Genomic DNA, 16,417 nt, shown 5'->3' on the forward strand with positions numbered 1-16,417 from the left:
GCCCTGCGCCGCTCTGGCATGACAAGGGCAAAGACCAAATGCAAAGGCCCCGCCATGACCAACCGGCTTGCGATCCTCCTTGGCCTGGCCGTCATCGCGGCCATTGTCGCCGACCTCCAGCTCAACAAAGGCGACAACCTGCTGTTCCTCGGGCGCAAGCTCTTCGTTCTCCTCGACTGGCTGGCTTTCTGGCGCTAGGCGGCCCGCCCTCCCGTCGCGGCGGGAAGCAAGGTTGACTTTTTCGCTCGCAGGTGGTTGTTAGCGGTAACGAAAGCCGGGCGGCGCCTCTGACGGCCCGTCCCCGCCCTGCCCGCAAGCCACAAAGGGACACGCCCCATGAGTGTTAAAGTCGCCATCAATGGCTTTGGCCGCATCGGCCGCAACGTATTGCGCGCGATCATCGAGTCCGGCCGGACCGATATCGAGGTGATCGCGATCAACGATCTCGGCCCGGTCGAAACCAATGCCCACCTGCTGCAATTCGACAGCGTGCACGGCCGGTTCCCGGTCGAGGTCACGCATACAGATGACAGCATCGACGTGGGCCGTGGCCCGATCCGCGTGACCGCCATCCGCAACCCCGCCGATCTGCCCTGGTCGGACGTGGACGTGGTGATGGAATGCACCGGCATCTTCACCTCGAAAGAAGCCTGCCAGGCGCACCTGGACAACGGCGCCAGCCGCGTGCTGATCTCGGCCCCCGGCAAGGACGCCGACAAGACAATCGTCTACGGCGTCAACCACGACACGCTGACCGCCGAAGACCTGATCGTCTCCAATGCCTCCTGCACCACCAACTGCCTGTCGCCGGTGGCCAAGGTGCTGAACGACACCATCGGCATCAAGCGCGGCTTCATGACCACCGTGCACAGCTACACCGGTGACCAGCCGACGCTGGACACGATGCACAAGGATCTCTACCGCGCCCGCGCCGCGGCCATGTCGATGATCCCCACCTCGACCGGCGCGGCCAAGGCCGTGGGCCTGGTGCTGCCGGAACTGGCGGGCAAGCTGGACGGCGTGGCGATCCGTGTGCCCACGCCGAATGTCTCGGTCGTCGACCTGACCTTCGAGGCCGCGCGCGACACCAGTGTCGAGGAAATCAACGACGCCATCCGCGCCGCCGCCGACGGCCCGCTCAAGGGCGTGCTGGGCTATACCGACCGCAAGCTGGTCTCGATGGATTTCAACCACGACCCGCAGTCCTCGATCTTTCACACGGATCAGACCAAGGTCATGGACGGCAACATGTGCCGCATCCTGAGCTGGTATGACAATGAATGGGGCTTTTCCAACCGCATGGCCGACACCGCCGTCGCGATGGGCAAGCTCATCTGAAAGGGCGCATGACGCCTTCACGGGGTTCGGGGCCGCTTTTGGGCGGCCCTTTTCGTTTGGGTGATCCGGTTTCTGATCGTTTTCGCGATCCGACCGGCTGGGGGGCGCTGCCCCCCAGACCCCCCGGGGGTATTTTCACCAAGAAGAAGCCGGTAGCCTCGCGCCAAGCCCTGCAGGAAATGCAAGGCGCCTTTCCGGAACCGTCAATTGTGCTGCGCCGCAGCATGCCTATGTTTGCGACAACAGAAACGCAGACACAGGACACAGACCCATGAGTGTTTTTACAGAACTCCGCAGCTCGATGCAGAAACGCGCCAAGTACCGTGCCACCGTGCGCGAACTCAGCGCCCTTGACGCCTCCGTCGCCCGCGACCTTGACATCGCGCCCTCGGAGATCCGCCGCATCGCGCATGAGGCCGTCTACGGCTGACCCCCGTTAATCGGTGGTTGTGAAAAGGCGCCGCGCCCGGCAATGGGCCGGCGCCTTTGTCTTGCGCGGGGGATGTGACCGCCAAGGCCCTGCAGCCGATTCCGAGGCGTTATCCCTTCCGCTCGGTCTGCGACTGTTCAGCCGAACTTCAGGAACAGCATCGAATATGGCTTTTTCAACCCGGTCAGCGCCTTGCGCAGCGCCTCCAGGTCTCCGGCCTGGGCGGCATCCTCCAGCGTCTGAACCGAGGCGCGAAACCCGCTGACAAGTTTTGAAAATTCCTCGTTTTCAACGGCTTCTGCCGGGGGATGACCCGCCACCTCGCCCGCGAGGTAGGACAGCACCGCCGCCTCTCCGGCCATCCTTGGCAGGTCCGCCTCTGTAAGACTGTCCGGATCGATGGCCAGGACATGTTCCATCCGGGCATGATAGGCGTTCATCCGGTCCGAGAAGGTCTGAATGCCGTTGCGCAGATGCAATCGGGAAAAGACCTCCCGCACCCCTTCCAGCGTTTCATGCGCCTCGGCCAGATTGCCCTCGACCACCTGTGACCCCGCACTGGCCAGCAGCGCGTCGACCTGGCGCAGCATATCGGCCCACTGCGGATCGTCTGCATACTGTGGGGGCGGATTTGTGGCATGGTCCGCTGTCAACGCCGCCCATCCGGTGCCAAAGGCCCCGAGGCTCGCGGCAGACCCGTCACGGTTGCCACTGTTGGTCATGAACAAGGCCTTGCGATAGTCGGCGTAGACGGCCCGGAATTCCGTTTCGAATTCAGTCACCGGGCCGGCAATCGCAAGCCCAGCCGCCCAGATTGCCAGTGCCGTCGCGCCCAACACGGGTTTGCGCATTCGATCCCTCCTGTTCCGCGTGATACGAACAGGAATACGCCGCCAAGTGCCCGCGCCAAATGACGCAGATCAACCCGCCTTGAACCGGTTATCCAGCGCCGTCTTGACCTCTGGGCTGACGAATTTCGACACGTCCCCCCCCAGCCGAGCGATTTCCTTGACCAGTTTCGAGGCAATCGCCTGATGCCGCGCCTCGGCCATCAGGAACACCGTCTCGACACTGTCGTCCAGCGCCCGGTTCATGCCGACCATCTGGAATTCATACTCGAAATCCGCCACGGCGCGCAGACCGCGAATGATCAACTGTGCGCCAACGTCATGGGCGCAGTCGATCAGCAGGTTCTCGAAGGGATGGGCAATGATTTCCGTACCCGTCTCTTCAGAGAGGAGGCTGCATTCCGATTCGATCATCGCCACCCGCTCTTCGAGCGAGAACAGCGGGCCCTTGTCACGGTTGATGGCGACACCGATCACCAAGCGGTCGACCAGCAGGGCGCCGCGCCGGATGATGTCGATATGCCCATGCGTGATGGGGTCGAAGGTTCCGGGGTAAAGACCAACGCGCATGGCTGTTTCCCTTGTGGTACGTCGGTTCGCACGCAACAATATTGCGCGTGCGAATGCAACCCGGAACCGCCATCTGGGGCGAAATCCCTCACCAGGGGTTCGAGATCATCCCCTCCAGCGCGTCCTTTTCCGCGGCCAGTTCCGTCAGGCGCGCCTTGACGACGTCGCCCAGCGTGACCAGCCCGACCATCTTGCCGTCCTCGACCACGGGCATGTGGCGAAACCGGCCCTCGGTCATCCTGGCCAGGATCGCGTCGGCCCGGTCATCGCGCGTACAGGTGATCGGATCGGGGGTCATGTAGGTGTCGACACTGGCGTCGAGACAGCCGCCGCCGTGGGCCGCGAGTTCACGCACGATGTCGCGTTCCGACAGGATTCCCATCGCGGTCGAGCCATCCTTCGAGACCACGACCGTACCGATGCGTTTCTCGGCCAGGATCCGCGCGGCATCGGCCACCTTGGTGTCCGGCTTGACGGTGAAAACCCCGTCCGTGCCCTTGCTCTTCAGGATCTGGTGGACCTGCATCGTCGAACCTCCTTGCATGATACCCTATGCGACAGCGTGACGCGGGCGGACATAACCTGTCAAGTGGCTGAAAGTCTTAAGCCACCGGCGACCGCCCGTCGCGGCTCAGGCCGGGTCGGCGCGGTCTGCCAGTGCCTCCAGACGCGCCAGTTCCTCGCGCATGCCGGCCACCAGGGCCTCGGCAAAACGGGTCTGGCGTTCAAGACGGCGGTCGTCGGCATGGCGCACGAGGTAGAAACTGCGTGTCAGCGAGATCACGTCACGCAGGACAAAGCGCATCCCCGGCGCCGTCGGCATGGCGAAATCATGCACGATGCCCAGCCCCGCCCCCTGCCGCAGCCAATGGAACTGGACCGCAACAGAGTTCGAGGCCAGCGGCACCCGGTCCAGCCCCAGTTCGCCAAGGTAGTCCAGCTCCTTGTCGAAGATCATGTCGGGAATATAGCCAACGATCCTGTGGCCACGCAGGTCCTCGGGGCGTCTCACGGGGTCGTTTTGGGCAAGATACTCGGCGCTTGCTGCAAGATGCAGGCGATAGTCGGTGATTTTCTGCACGACCAGTCGCCCGGCAGAGGGTGGAGAGACGGCAATCGCCATGTCCGCCTCGCGCCGGGAAAGGTTCACCACCCGGGGCAGCGCCACGATCTGCACGTCCAGGTCCGGGTTCGCCGCAGCGATACGCGCGCAGACTTGCGGCAACAGGAAATTGGCGCAACCGTCCGGTGCCCCGATGCGGATCTGCCCAGACAAGCCCTCTGCCCGGCCGACCAGCGCCTCCGAGGCCTGCGACGCCGCCTGTTCCGCCTCTTCGGCGAAGCGCACCAGCCGCGTGCCCGCCTCTGTCAACGCATAACCCTGCGGGGACTTGGCAAAGAGCGGCGCCCCCAGCGATTCTTCCAGCCGCGCCACCCGGCGCCCCACCGTCGCCGCATCCATGCGCAGGCGCCGCCCCGCCGCCGACAGGCTTTCGTCCCGCGCCACGGCAAGGAAGATCCGCAGGTCATCCCAGTTGTCCATCATCCACCTTTGCAAAAACGCAAAACGCTTTTGCCGCATTCTGTCTGTTCAGCTCATTTTTGCAAGAGTACAGTCCGCGCCAAGGGAACAAGGAGGATTCCGATGACCGAACTCACCAACTGGATCAACGGCCAGCACGTCAAGAGCGGCTCGGGCCGCTTTTCGGATGTCTACAACCCCGCCACCGGCGAGGTGCAGGCCAAGACCCCGCTGTCCTCCGTGGACGAACTGAACGAGGCCGTCGCCAAGGCCAAGGAAGCGCAGAAGGCCTGGGGTGCCACCAACCCGCAGCGCCGCGCCCGCGTGATGATGAAATTCGGCCAGCTCATCAACGAGCACATGGACGAACTGGCCGAGCTGGTCAGCCGCGAGCACGGCAAGACCCTGCCCGACGCACGCGGTGACGTGCAGCGCGGTCTCGAGGTGGTCGAGGTCTGCATGGGCGCGCCCAACATGCTGAAAGGTGAGTTCACCGACGATGGCGGCCCGGGCATCGACCTCTATTCCATGCGCCAGCCGCTGGGCGTGGTCGCCGGCATCACGCCGTTCAACTTCCCCGCCATGATCCCGCTGTGGAAGATGGCTCCGGCGTTGGCCTGCGGCAACGCCATGATCCTCAAACCGTCCGAGCGCGTGCCCTCCACCGCGCTGCGCCTGGCCGAGCTGATCCAGGAAGCGGGCCTGCCCGACGGCGTCCTGCAGGTCGTGAACGGTGACAAGGAAGTGGTCGACGCGATCCTCGACAACGAGGATATCGCCGCCGTGGGCTTTGTCGGCTCGACACCCATCGCGCAGTACATCTACGGTCGTGCCGCCAACAACGGCAAGCGCGCCCAGTGTTTCGGCGGCGCCAAGAACCACATGATCATCATGCCCGATGCCGACCTCGACAAGGCCGCCGATGCGCTGGTCGGCGCGGGCTACGGCGCCGCGGGCGAACGCTGCATGGCAATCTCGGTCGCGGTTCCGGTCGGCAAGGAAACCGCCGACGGACTGATCGAACGCCTTGTGCCCCGCATCGAAAAGCTGAAGGTCGGCCCCTATACCTCCGAGGACGAGGTCGATTATGGCCCCGTCATCACCGCGCAGGCCAAGTCGCGCATCGAGGGGCTGATCGACAGCGGCGTGAACCAGGGCGCCAAGCTGGTGGTCGACGGCCGCGGCTTCCAGATGCAGGGCTACGAGAACGGCTTTTTCGTCGGCCCGTCGCTGTTCGACGACGTGACCCCGGACATGGAGATCTACCGCGAAGAGATCTTTGGCCCCGTCCTGTCGACCGTGCGCGCCGACAGCTACGAGGATGCGCTGAACCTGGTGATCGACAACCCCTATGGCAACGGCACCGCGATCTACACCGCCGATGGCGACACCGCGCGTGACTTTGCCCACCGGGTGAACGTCGGCATGGTCGGCATCAACTTCCCGATCCCGGTGCCTCTCTCGTACCACACCTTTGGCGGCTGGAAGAAATCGGCCTTCGGCGACCTCAACCAGTACGGCCCCGACGCCTTCCGTTTCTACACCAAGACCAAGACCGTCACGGCGCGCTGGTTCTCGGGCATCAAGGAAGGCGGCGAGTTCAACTTCAAGGCGATGGACTGATCCCCAGTCCAGGCCATCTCGCGGGGCGTGCCTGAAAAAGGTGCGCCCTGTTTCTTTGCGGCATCGTCCAAAAGTATAAAGCTTTCTCTAATCGTTGACAGCTCTCCCATTGGCATGCCACGCTCAACTGTAAGGATAGTGTTCAGTAACCCCTTGGGCTGGAATGAACTCTTTCATGATCCTTGGGGCATCATGCCCTCTTGTCAGTGGGCCGGACCCGGAACAGGTCGCCAGCCTGAAAACATGCATGCCGGAACCGTGATAATGCCGATTTCATACTCGATTCATCCGGACCGCGGCCTCGCTCATTTCCACATGACCGGCACGATCGACGTTGCGCAGACCCTCGGGTCGTTTTCCGATTACGTCCGGAACCCGCGGTTCGATCCATCTTATGTGATGCTCACCGACGCCCAGGACGTTGGCGCGGTGGATGCGGATTTCCTTGGCATCGTTGGCGGGGTGCAACGGGCGATGCCCTTTTTGCGCAGCTTTCCGGAGGAGGCCAGCAGCATCATCTACGCCCCCCGAGACCTGATCTTCGGCATGGCCCGGATCATGCAGCAGGTGGTGGAGCCGGTGTCCAGGCTGCGGTTCCAGATCCTGCGCGACGAGGGTGAGGCTCTTGCCCTTGCCGGGCAGCCCGAAGCGGATTTCTACGCGCTGGACCAGGCGCTGCGGCCCAGGGTGGCAGCTGGCTGATCCGCGCATATTGCCCCCTTTCCTTTGCTCCGGCGCTCTGCTTTCCTTCGAAAAAACCCAGGGGGGAACATGACCGAGCCACCGTTCAGCATCGGCATCGAAGAGGAATACCTGCTGGTCGACCGCGAGACCTGTGCGCTGGTCGAGGCGCCCGACGGGTTGATGGAGGCCTGCGCCGCCGAGCTTGAAGGTCAGGTCAGCCCCGAGTTCCTGCAATGCCAGATCGAGATCGGAACCCGCCCCTGTGCCGGCGTCGCCGAGGCCCGGGAGGAGCTGCGCCGCCTGCGCGAGGCCGTGTCGCGCCACGCAGCCAGCTATGGCTTGTCGCCTATCGCCGCCTCCTGTCACCCGCTGGCGGACTGGAAGAAACAGCACCACACCGACAAGGAACGCTACAACGACCTGGACCGCGCCCTGGGCAGCGTGGTGCGGCGGATGCTGATCTGTGGGATGCATGTGCACGTCGGGCTGGAGGACGACCCGCTGCGCGCCGACCTGCTGGCGCAGACCAGCTACTTTCTCCCGCACCTGCTGGCGCTCTCGGCCTCCTCGCCCTTCTGGCAGGGCGAGGACACCAAGCTGGCCAGCTACCGCATCTCGGTCTTCGACAACCTGCCGCGCACCGGCCTGCCGCCGCAGTTCGACAGTTGGCAGGACTATCACCGCTCGACCGAGGTTCTGATCGAGACCGGCGTGATCGAGGACCGCAGCCGCATCTGGTGGGACCTGCGCCCTTCGTCCAATTTCCCCACGCTCGAGGCGCGCATCATGGACGTACAGCCGCGCATGGAACATGCGCTGACGCTGGCGGCCCTGGTACAATGCCTGATGCGGATGCTCTGGCGGCTGCGCGTGCGCAACCAGCGCTGGCGACTGTATGACCGCTTCCTGATCGGCGAGAACCGCTGGCGCGCACAACGCTATGGCGTCTCCGAGGGACTGATCGATTTCGGGGCGGCGCAGGTGGTTCCCTTCCCGCAACTGGTCGAGGAACTGATGGAGCTGCTGCAGGAGGACGCCGCCGAGCTGAAATGCCTGACGGAACTGGCCCGCGCCCGCGAGATCGCCGCCGAGGGCACCTCGGCCGACCGCCAGCGCGCCGCGCTGGCCGCCGCGCGGGACGCGGGCGCCGACCACGAGGGCCAGATGCGCGCGGTCGTGCACCACCTGATCGAGGAATTCCACGCCGACCTGTGAGGTCGGCTCAGGTCACGCGCAGCGATTTGACCACCGCATCCACGGCGCTTTGCACGTCGTGCTGGTCCAGCCGCGCGATACCCATGAACTGGATGTGCATGTCGCCGCGCGCCAGCCAGATTTGCCGCACCGCAACCGGGGCCGCCACCTGGCCGAACATCTGCAGGTTGGCCCCTTTCGGCATCTGCCGCACGACCGAGAAGCCCCGAAAAGGCCCGACCACCACCTCCGGGTTGGACTGCAGCAGTTTCAGCTTGAACCGCCGCGACCAGGGATCGTTCAGCACCTCCTCGTAGCTTTGCGGAATCGGACCGTCGAGGATCTTCATGCCGACACCGGCATCCGGTCCGCCGCGCGCCATCATCAGGTTCCAGTCCCCTCCGCTGCCCAGCGTCCGTTCCGGCCCGGGCCGGATGATCCGTTTCAAAAGCGTGACCCCGAAGACGACCAGCGGACCGTCATAGTCCTGGCGCACGGTCACGGGCCAGCCCGCCGGAACATCCACGGTCAGCCCGGTGGCGGGATGGCGGACCCGCTGGCTGCCGTCGTCGGCCAGGCCATCCGCATCCCCACCCCCCTCTCCCTGCTCCCGCGCAAGGAAGTCCGTCGCCGCCGCCTCGGCCCGGCGGGAAAACCCTTCGCGCCAGTCCTGAACCAGGCGAAGCAGCGTCTCGGGGTCCTCGACCCCGTGAAAACCGGGATGGCGTTCCTCTGCCGACCGCGAGTTGCCCCGGTCTCCGAACCCAAGCTCTCGCCAGCAGACGGCACCCCGCAGGGTGTAGACAGTGCGGATCTCGTCGGGCCGGGCCGACCTGTAGACATCATTCCCACGGACGCTCAACAGGCGCCTGTCCGTGACCGCGTAGACCCTGACACGGCGGCGGTTGATCCGGGGCGCGACAAAGGCCACCAACCCGACCCCGACAAGCGCCAGCCCCGGTATCAGACGCGGCTGACCTTCCAGCGACAGACCCGTCACGCTGTCGAAAATCCCGGTCAGGATCGCAAGACCAAGTCCCCCGGTCAGAACACCGCCAAATGTCGATCCGCCCGACCCAAAGGTGGCTGGGTCCGGGCGCGCCTGCCAGAGCACCCGTTCTCCGGGTTCCAGGAATGGCGCCAACTGCGGGTCAACGTCCGCGGGATCCAGTGGCGTCAGGTCGTACATCGCAGTCCCCCTTTCGACTGACCCCACCTAGGCATATCCGGCGGCGATGACGCAAGGTCACGCTCTCAGGTCGCGCCAAAGCAAAAGCGCCAGGCCGAAGCCTGGCGCCATGCACGGGCAGAGGAGTGTCCCGCGCGGGTCGCGGCCGGAGCAGGGTCCGCGACCGGAAGGTCAGACGGCGACCTTGCCCTTGGCGCGGACCAGGTAGATCCCGCCGCCCAGCACCGCCCCGATGATCCAGGCGTATCCGGCCAGCTCGTTCAGGCCCGGCACCCAAACCGTCGCCACCGAGAAGACAGCCGCCACGCAGAAGGCCACCAGCGCGTGCTCGTTCCAGCCGTTGCCATAGTGGTAAATGCCGCGCCGCTCGTTGTAGAGGTCGTCGCGCTTCAGCGCCTCTTTGCGCAGCATGTAGTAGTCGACGATCATGATCCCGTAGAGCGGTGCCAGAGTCGCGCCCAGCGTGTTGACGAAGCCCGAGATGCCGAACTGGCTGATGAAGCTGGTCCAGAGCCCGCCGATCACCAGCGCGAAACCCGAGGTGATGAGCCCCGCCTTGCGAAAGCTGATCTTCGACGGCGCAAGGTTGGCAATGCCGTTCACCGCCGGGATGAAATTGGCCACCAGGTTGATGCCCACGGTCGCGGCAAAGAAGGTGATGGCCGCGATGATCCCCAGAACGACGCTGTCGGTGCGGTCGACGATCTCGGTCGGGTTGATGATCTTCTCGCCATAGACCACGGCGGCCCCGGCGGTGGTCAGCAGGGCCAGCGCCGAAAAGAGGATCATGTTGAACGGCAGACCCGCCAGGTTGCCGCGCACCATCGCCTTCTTGTCCCGGGCATAACGCGAGAAGTCCGAAAAGTTGATCATCACGGCGGCGAAATAGGCCACCATCGTGCCAAAGATCGCCACGGCGCCCTTCAGCTCGGTCGCCCAGGTGCCCTCGGGGTTGGCAAAGATCGTCTGCGCCTCGGACAACAGCTTGCCGTCGGCGGCGAACCACAGGTAGATCACCAGCCCGATCATGACCGCGTAGACGAACGGCCCGGCAAAGTTCAGGAAGCCTTCGACCCAGTCCATGCCGCGCCAGAAGATCACGATGTGAAAGGCCCAGACCAGGACGAAGGACAGCCAGTCGATCTCTGTCAGGCCCAGGTAGGCGGTGCCGCCGGTGATCCCGGTGACCGACTTGATCAGAAGCGCCAGCGCCGTCGAGGCGAAATAGACCTGCACCCCGTACCAGAAGACCGCCACCGTCGCCCGCAGGACGGCGGGCAGCTTGGCGCCCTGGGTGCCCATGCTGGCGCGGGCAAAGACCGGGTAGGGAATGCCATAGCGTTCCCCCGCCGCGCCCGAGAGGTTCACCAGGAACATCACGAACAGCCCCGCCACGATCAGCGAGGCAAAGGCCGTCCAGCCGCTGACCCCGAACGAAATGAACAACGAGGCCACCAGCGAATAGCCGAACAGCGACTGGATGTCGTTTGCCCAGACGTTGAAGATCGCGAACCAGCCCCAGGTCTTTTCCTTCTCCGTCACCGGGCGCAGCGCGTCCTGCGCCACCTCGCCGCTGTCGGCCTCTGCCGTGATTGCGTGCATCTTTCCTCTCCCTTTCTCCCGGCCCGGAGCATTCGGCGCCCCCGGCCCTCCCGTTCTTATTGATCTGCCAGCTGGCATGATTTGTGAAATGTTAGTTAATAGATTACACGCTGGGTATAATGAAAACCAAACATGACCTTTCGGATTTTCCGAAGGATCGGAACCCGGGGCCGCCGCCTCTTGCCGCCGGACCGGCCGCGACGGGACGATCCCCTTGGCACCGCGCCCTGCCCGCGCTACGAGGCCGGAACAGCGTGGAGAGCCCCATGAAAACCGCCATCGCCACCTCCGACTACTTCGTGATGGGCGAGACCTTCATCAATCGCCACATTGCCCACCTGTTCGGGGGCGACACCTGCGTGGTCTGCGGGCGGTCCAACGGCGAGGACCCATTGGGCAAACCCCTTTTCACCCGCCGCGCCCCCCTGACCCCGATGGACAAGCTGCGGGCTCCCTTTGCCGCCGCCTCCGGCGCCCTGCGGCACGGCACCTCGCGCCTGCCCTTCGGTGACAACCGCAAGCGCCTGGCCGGCTTCCTGCAAGACCAGGGCGTACAGGTGATCCTGGCCGAGTTCGGCACCCAGGCCCTGGTCATGGCCAAGCTGGGCAACGACCTGGGCATTCCCGTCTTCACCTACTGGCGCGGCACCGATGCCTCCAAGATGCTCCGTTCGGCGCAGCGGGTGCGCTCCTACCGGCTGATGATGCCGCGCCTCGCGGGCATGTTCTCGGTCTCACAATTCCTGCTCGACAACCTCGCCCGCCACGGCATCCGCCACGACAACGCCCATGTCGTGCCCTCCGGCGTCGACATCCGCCGCTTTACCCCGGCGGACAAACGCCCCGGAAGCTTCCTGGCCGTGGGGCGCATGGTCACAAAGAAGGCCCCGCAAGTGACCCTGCGCGCCTTCGCCAGCGCCGCCGCCACCCGCGACGCGCATCTGACCTTCATCGGCGACGGCCCCCTGCTGGCAGAGTGCCAGGCCCTGGCCCAGACCCTTGGCGTGGGGGACAAGGTGACCTTCACCGGCGCCCTGCCCCACGACCAGGTCCGCCAGCACCTGCAATCCACAGAGGTCTTCCTGCAGCATTCCATCACCGCCCCGGACGGCAACACCGAGGGCCTGCCCACCGCCATACAAGAGGCGCTGGCCTGCGGCTGCATCACCCTGTCGACACGCCACGCCGGCATCCCCGAGGCGGTCGAGGACGGCGTGAACGGCCTTTTGGTCGATGAATGGGACGAAACCGGCTTTGCCGATCGCATCGCACAGATCCTCGACACGCCCGACCGCACAGAGATGACCCGGGCCGCCCGCGCCACCGCCGAGGCAAAGTTCGACAACGACATCGGCCTGGCCCGGGTCGAAGACGTGATCCGCACGACCCTCGCCAACACCTGAGTTACCGCAAACACAGGTCGCCGACCGGCACAACAGCTTTGCAGAAATGCAAAGCAGTCCTGCGCTGTGCATGGTTGCATTGCGCGGCCCTTCGGGCGACAATTTGAACATGCGTTCATTTCAGCCCGGGGGAGGACGGCCGCAATGGATTTCGCGCTTTCAGAGGAACAGACCGCCATCTTCGACATGGCCTATGCCTTCGGGCAGGAAAGGATCGCCCCCTTTGCCCGCCAGTGGGAGACCGAGGGCACCATCCCGAAACAGCTCTGGCCAGAGATCGCCGAACTCGGCTTCGGCGGGCTCTACGTCAGCGAGGAGAGCGGCGGCGCCGGTCTCACCCGGCTCGACGGGACGCTGATCTTCGAGGCCCTCAGCATGGCCTGCCCCTCGGTCGCCTCCTTCCTGTCGATCCACAACATGTGCGCCAAGATGATCGACAGCTTCGCCAGCGACGCCTTCAAGGCCCGGGTCCTGCCAAAGGTCCTGACGATGGAAACGGTCCTCAGCTACTGCCTGACCGAACCGGGCTCGGGTTCGGACGCCGCCGCCCTGCGCACCCGCGCCACCAAGACCAACGAGGGCTACCGCCTGACGGGCACCAAGGCCTTCATCTCCGGCGGCGGCTACTCGGATGCCTATGTCACCATGTGCCGCACCGGCGACGACGGCCCGAAAGGCATCTCGACGCTCTACATCGAGGACGGGGCCGAGGGCCTCAGCTTCGGCGCGCTCGAGGACAAGATGGGCTGGAAATCCTCGCCCACCGCCCAGGTCCAGTTCGACGACTGCCCGGTCCCGGCGGAAAACCTCATCGGCGAGGAAGGCCGCGGATTCAGCTACGCGATGGCCGGCCTCGACGGCGGCCGCCTCAATATCTCGGCCAGCGCGCTTGGCGGTGCGCAGAACGCGCTCGACCTGACGCTGCAATACATGTCCGAGCGCAAAGCCTTCGGCCGCACCATCGACCAGTTCCAGGCCCTGCAATTCCGCCTGGCCGAGTACGAGACCAGGCTCCAGGCCTCCCGCACCTTCCTGCGCCAGGCCGCCTGGAAGCTCGACACCGGCGCCCCCGACGCGACGAAATTCTGCGCGATGGCCAAGCTCATGGTCACCGACAGCGCCTTCGAGGTCGCCAACGGCTGCCTGCAGATGTTCGGCGGCTACGGCTACCTGGCCGACTACGGCGTCGAAAAGATCGTCCGCGACCTGCGCGTGCACCAGATCCTCGAAGGCACCAATGAAATCATGCGCCTGATCGTCTCGCGCCAGATGCTGGCCAGCTAGGCGCCGCACGCCCCTGCTTCTTCTTGGGTAAAATACCTCTCGGGGGAGCGCGAGGGGGCAGACAGCCCCCTCGCTCCCGCCCTCACAGCCAGGACCGACATGTCAGACATTCAGATCCGCACCGAAGGCCAGGCCGGCCGCATCACCCTGACCCGTCCCAAGGCGCTGAACGCGCTGACCTGGGACATGTGCCTGGCCACGGAACAGGCGCTGGACGCCTGGGCCAGTGACGACACCGTCAAGCTGATCATCCTCGACGCGACAGGCGACCGCGCTTTCTGCGCCGGCGGCGACATCGCCGAGATGTACCGGACCGGCAAGGCGGGCGACCTCGACTACGGGCGCAGCTTCTGGCGCGACGAATACCGCATGAACGCCAAGCTGGCCGAATATCCGAAACCCATCGTCAGCTTCCTGCACGGCTTTGTCATGGGCGGCGGTGTCGGCATCGGCGGGCATTGCTCGCACCGGATCGTGGGCGAGACGACGCAGGTTTCCATGCCCGAATGCGGCATCGGCTTTGTGCCCGACGTGGGCGGCACCTACACGCTGGCCCGCGCGCCGGGGCGGCTGGGCGAATACCTCGGGATCACCGCCGCGCGCATGGGTCCGGGCGACGCCATCCACGCGGGCTTTGCCGATCGGTTCCACCCCGAAGCGGTCTGGCCCGCTCTGAAACAGGCGCTGATCGACAGCGGCGACGTGGCCGCCCTGGGCGAGGCGCCACAGGCCCCGGACAGCCCGCTGGCCGCCACACAGGCCGAAATCGACGCGCTTTTCGGCGGCGAGACCCTGCGCGACGTGCTCAACACCCTTCGGGCCAGCGACAGCGACCTGGCCCGGGACGCGCTCAAGCGCCTGTCCCGCAATTCTCCGCTCTCGATGGCCGTCACGCTGGAAATGATCCACCGTCTGCGCACCCCCGGCCTCGACATCCGCAAGGCGCTCGAGATGGAATACCGGGTCAGCCACCGGATCATGGACCAGGGGGACTTCCTTGAAGGCATCCGGGCGGCCATCATCGACAAGGACAAATCGCCGAACTGGCGCCACGCGCTCGACAGCGTGCCCCTCGTGGACGTGTCGAAGATGCTGATGCCGCTCGGCAAGGACAAGCTGGATTTCAGGGAGAGGACCATGCAGATCGGATTCATCGGACTGGGCAACATGGGCGCGCCGATGGCCGCCAACCTTGCCAAGGCGGGCCATGCGGTCAAGGGCTTCGACGTGGCGGGCACAACCGCCGAGGGCGTCACCTCCGTCGCCACCGCACAGGAGGCCGCAAAGGGCGCCGACGTGGTCATCACCATGCTGCCCAACGGCGCGATCCTCAAGGCCGTCGCGACAGAGATCCTGCCCGTCATGGACAAGGGCGCCATTCACCTCGATTGCTCCACCGTCGATGTGGCCGCCGCCCGGGCGGCGGCGGATATGGCTGCCGAACATGGGGTCGAGGCGCTGGATGCGCCGGTTTCCGGCGGGGTCGGCGGCGCGGCGGGCGGCACGCTGACATTCATGGTCGGCGGCTCCGACGCCGCCTTTGCCCGCGCCCTGCCCCTGTTCGAGGTCATGGGCCAGAAGGCGGTGCATTGCGGCGCCTCGGGCAATGGCCAGGCGGCCAAGATCTGCAACAACATGATCCTTGGCGTGACCATGATCGCCACCTGCGAGGCCTTTGCCCTGGCCGACAAGCTGGGCCTGTCGCGCGAGGCCATGTATGACGTGGTCTCGACCTCCTCGGGACAGAGCTGGTCGATGACCACCTATTGCCCCGCCCCGGGCGTCGGCCCGCAATCGCCCTCGGACAACGACTACAAGCCCGGGTTCGCCGCCGACCTGATGCTCAAGGACCTGCGCCTGAGCCAGCAGGCCGCCAGCGAGGTCGACGCCGACACGCCGCTGGGCCAGGCCGCGATGGATCTCTACCGCCGCTTCGTCGAGGAAGAGGACGGCGCGGGCCGCGACTTCTCGGCCATGCTGCCCCGGTTCGAGACCCGCGGGCGCAGTTGATCCAAATCATATTCCCGACTCGCGATCCGAGTCATAGCTTACCCGAAGATGAACCTTTGTCTGGGGAAACGTTATGTTCGAGAAAAACATGGGGTCCGCCGATCGCGCCATCCGTGCCGTTCTGGGCGTTCTGTTGGTGATCGCCTTCTTTGCATGGCTCAGCGGCACCTGGGCCTGGATTGCCCTGATCGTCGGCGTGGTCATGCTGGCCACCGCCGCGATGGGATCCTGCCCGCCCTACAGCCTGCTTGGCATCAAGACCTGCGCCCGAAAGTAACCACAGGCACATGACACCCTCGGCAAGTCTTTGCCGGGGGCATGACTTTTGTCGGAACCCGAAGGCTTTGGACGGTATTTCCCTCCAAAGATACAGGAGATCCGACCATGAAAACCCGCTCGCTTGCCATCCTTGTCCTGGCCGCCATGCCACTGGCCCTGCCCGCCACGGCCCAGCCCAAAGGCTGTCCGCCCGGACTCGCCAAGAAGGATCCGGCCTGCGTGCCGCCCGGTCTGGCCAAGAAAGGCGTCAAGGCCCCGGACCGCGACCGCCACTACATCACGGATGACTACGTCATCCTGGTCGATCCGCTGCGTTACGGGCTGGACCCGGACCGCACCTATTATCGCCTGGGGGACGAGGTCGTGCGGGTGGACCGCGAAACCGGCGAGATCCTGAATTTCATCGGCTCTCTCGCCGCACTTCTGGACTGATCCAGCGGA

General features: G+C 65.2%; 17 protein-coding genes. 11 read left to right on the forward strand and 6 right to left on the reverse strand.

The features are described from left to right. Window positions 1–54: 54 nt before the first annotated feature. From G9Q80_RS09330 to G9Q80_RS09340, 3 genes are all read left to right on the forward strand, one after another. Window positions 55–198, forward strand: a complete 144-nt coding sequence (locus G9Q80_RS09330; protein ID WP_074620423.1) for a glyceraldehyde-3-phosphate dehydrogenase — start codon at window positions 55–57, stop codon at window positions 196–198. A gap of 138 nt (window positions 199–336) precedes the next feature. Next, window positions 337–1,338: a type I glyceraldehyde-3-phosphate dehydrogenase gene (gap, locus tag G9Q80_RS09335; protein WP_088714945.1), complete on the forward strand. Its 1,002-nt coding sequence runs from the start codon at window positions 337–339 to the stop codon at window positions 1,336–1,338. Between the two features lie 271 nt (window positions 1,339–1,609). Further along, window positions 1,610–1,768: a YjiS-like domain-containing protein gene (locus tag G9Q80_RS09340; protein ID WP_121494987.1), complete on the forward strand. Its 159-nt coding sequence runs from the start codon at window positions 1,610–1,612 to the stop codon at window positions 1,766–1,768. 137 nt (window positions 1,769–1,905) lie between these two features. Here the strand turns inward: G9Q80_RS09340 and G9Q80_RS09345 are convergent, their stop codons facing one another. From G9Q80_RS09345 to G9Q80_RS09360, 4 genes are all read right to left on the reverse strand, one after another. After that, the gene (locus tag G9Q80_RS09345; RefSeq protein WP_088714946.1) at window positions 1,906–2,619 is read right to left on the reverse strand and encodes a hypothetical protein; all 714 of its coding nucleotides are present in this window, start codon (window positions 2,617–2,619) and stop codon (window positions 1,906–1,908) included. Window positions 2,620–2,688: 69 nt separating this feature from the next. Beyond that, the gene (gene coaD, locus G9Q80_RS09350) at window positions 2,689–3,186 is read right to left on the reverse strand and encodes a pantetheine-phosphate adenylyltransferase (protein ID WP_043139564.1); all 498 of its coding nucleotides are present in this window, start codon (window positions 3,184–3,186) and stop codon (window positions 2,689–2,691) included. A gap of 88 nt (window positions 3,187–3,274) precedes the next feature. Next, entirely contained in the window at window positions 3,275–3,712 is a 438-nt protein-coding gene (locus G9Q80_RS09355) for a CBS domain-containing protein (RefSeq protein WP_043139566.1), read from the reverse strand. Between the two features lie 105 nt (window positions 3,713–3,817). Further along, a complete protein-coding gene (locus G9Q80_RS09360; protein ID WP_088715090.1) occupies window positions 3,818–4,732 on the reverse strand; it encodes a LysR family transcriptional regulator in 915 nt (304 codons plus the stop codon). Between the two features lie 99 nt (window positions 4,733–4,831). On the opposite strand from G9Q80_RS09360, the gene G9Q80_RS09365 reads away from it, so the two are divergent. The 3 genes from G9Q80_RS09365 (at window position 4,832) to G9Q80_RS09375 (ending at window position 8,230) form a co-directional block, all read left to right on the forward strand. After that, window positions 4,832–6,331, forward strand: coding sequence for a CoA-acylating methylmalonate-semialdehyde dehydrogenase (locus G9Q80_RS09365; protein ID WP_074620421.1), 1,500 nt, complete (start codon window positions 4,832–4,834; stop codon window positions 6,329–6,331). A gap of 315 nt (window positions 6,332–6,646) precedes the next feature. Continuing rightward, window positions 6,647–7,033, forward strand: coding sequence for a hypothetical protein (locus G9Q80_RS09370; RefSeq protein WP_043139571.1), 387 nt, complete (start codon window positions 6,647–6,649; stop codon window positions 7,031–7,033). Between the two features lie 69 nt (window positions 7,034–7,102). Beyond that, window positions 7,103–8,230: a carboxylate-amine ligase gene (locus G9Q80_RS09375; RefSeq protein ID WP_088714947.1), complete on the forward strand. Its 1,128-nt coding sequence runs from the start codon at window positions 7,103–7,105 to the stop codon at window positions 8,228–8,230. 7 nt (window positions 8,231–8,237) lie between these two features. Here G9Q80_RS09375 and G9Q80_RS09380 read toward each other — a convergent pair whose 3' ends face one another. Then, the gene (locus G9Q80_RS09380) at window positions 8,238–9,398 is read right to left on the reverse strand and encodes a hypothetical protein (protein WP_088714948.1); all 1,161 of its coding nucleotides are present in this window, start codon (window positions 9,396–9,398) and stop codon (window positions 8,238–8,240) included. A gap of 171 nt (window positions 9,399–9,569) precedes the next feature. Next, complete coding sequence (locus tag G9Q80_RS09385) at window positions 9,570–11,000, reverse strand: NCS1 family nucleobase:cation symporter-1 (protein WP_088714949.1); 1,431 nt, start codon at window positions 10,998–11,000, stop codon at window positions 9,570–9,572. Window positions 11,001–11,266: 266 nt separating this feature from the next. Here G9Q80_RS09385 and G9Q80_RS09390 point away from each other — a divergent pair, with 266 nt between their 5' ends. The 5 genes from G9Q80_RS09390 to G9Q80_RS09410 all read left to right on the forward strand — a co-directional run bounded on the left by G9Q80_RS09390 (window position 11,267) and on the right by G9Q80_RS09410 (window position 16,408). Then, the gene (locus G9Q80_RS09390) at window positions 11,267–12,403 is read left to right on the forward strand and encodes a glycosyltransferase (RefSeq protein WP_088714950.1); all 1,137 of its coding nucleotides are present in this window, start codon (window positions 11,267–11,269) and stop codon (window positions 12,401–12,403) included. Between the two features lie 144 nt (window positions 12,404–12,547). Then, window positions 12,548–13,687 carry an acyl-CoA dehydrogenase family protein gene (locus tag G9Q80_RS09395; RefSeq protein WP_088714951.1) on the forward strand — a complete coding sequence of 380 codons (1,140 nt, stop codon included), beginning with the start codon at window positions 12,548–12,550 and terminating at the stop codon, window positions 13,685–13,687. Window positions 13,688–13,786: 99 nt separating this feature from the next. Then, entirely contained in the window at window positions 13,787–15,697 is a 1,911-nt protein-coding gene (gene mmsB, locus G9Q80_RS09400) for a 3-hydroxyisobutyrate dehydrogenase (protein WP_088714952.1), read from the forward strand. Window positions 15,698–15,770: 73 nt separating this feature from the next. Then, window positions 15,771–15,974 carry a YgaP family membrane protein gene (locus tag G9Q80_RS09405; protein WP_043139583.1) on the forward strand — a complete coding sequence of 68 codons (204 nt, stop codon included), beginning with the start codon at window positions 15,771–15,773 and terminating at the stop codon, window positions 15,972–15,974. Window positions 15,975–16,081: 107 nt separating this feature from the next. Beyond that, entirely contained in the window at window positions 16,082–16,408 is a 327-nt protein-coding gene (locus tag G9Q80_RS09410; RefSeq protein WP_069211454.1) for a hypothetical protein, read from the forward strand. Window positions 16,409–16,417 lie beyond the last annotated feature (9 nt).

This window comes from Mameliella sp. LZ-28 (assembly GCF_012274245.1).
Taxonomy (GTDB): Bacteria; Pseudomonadota; Alphaproteobacteria; order Rhodobacterales; family Rhodobacteraceae; genus Antarctobacter; species Antarctobacter albus.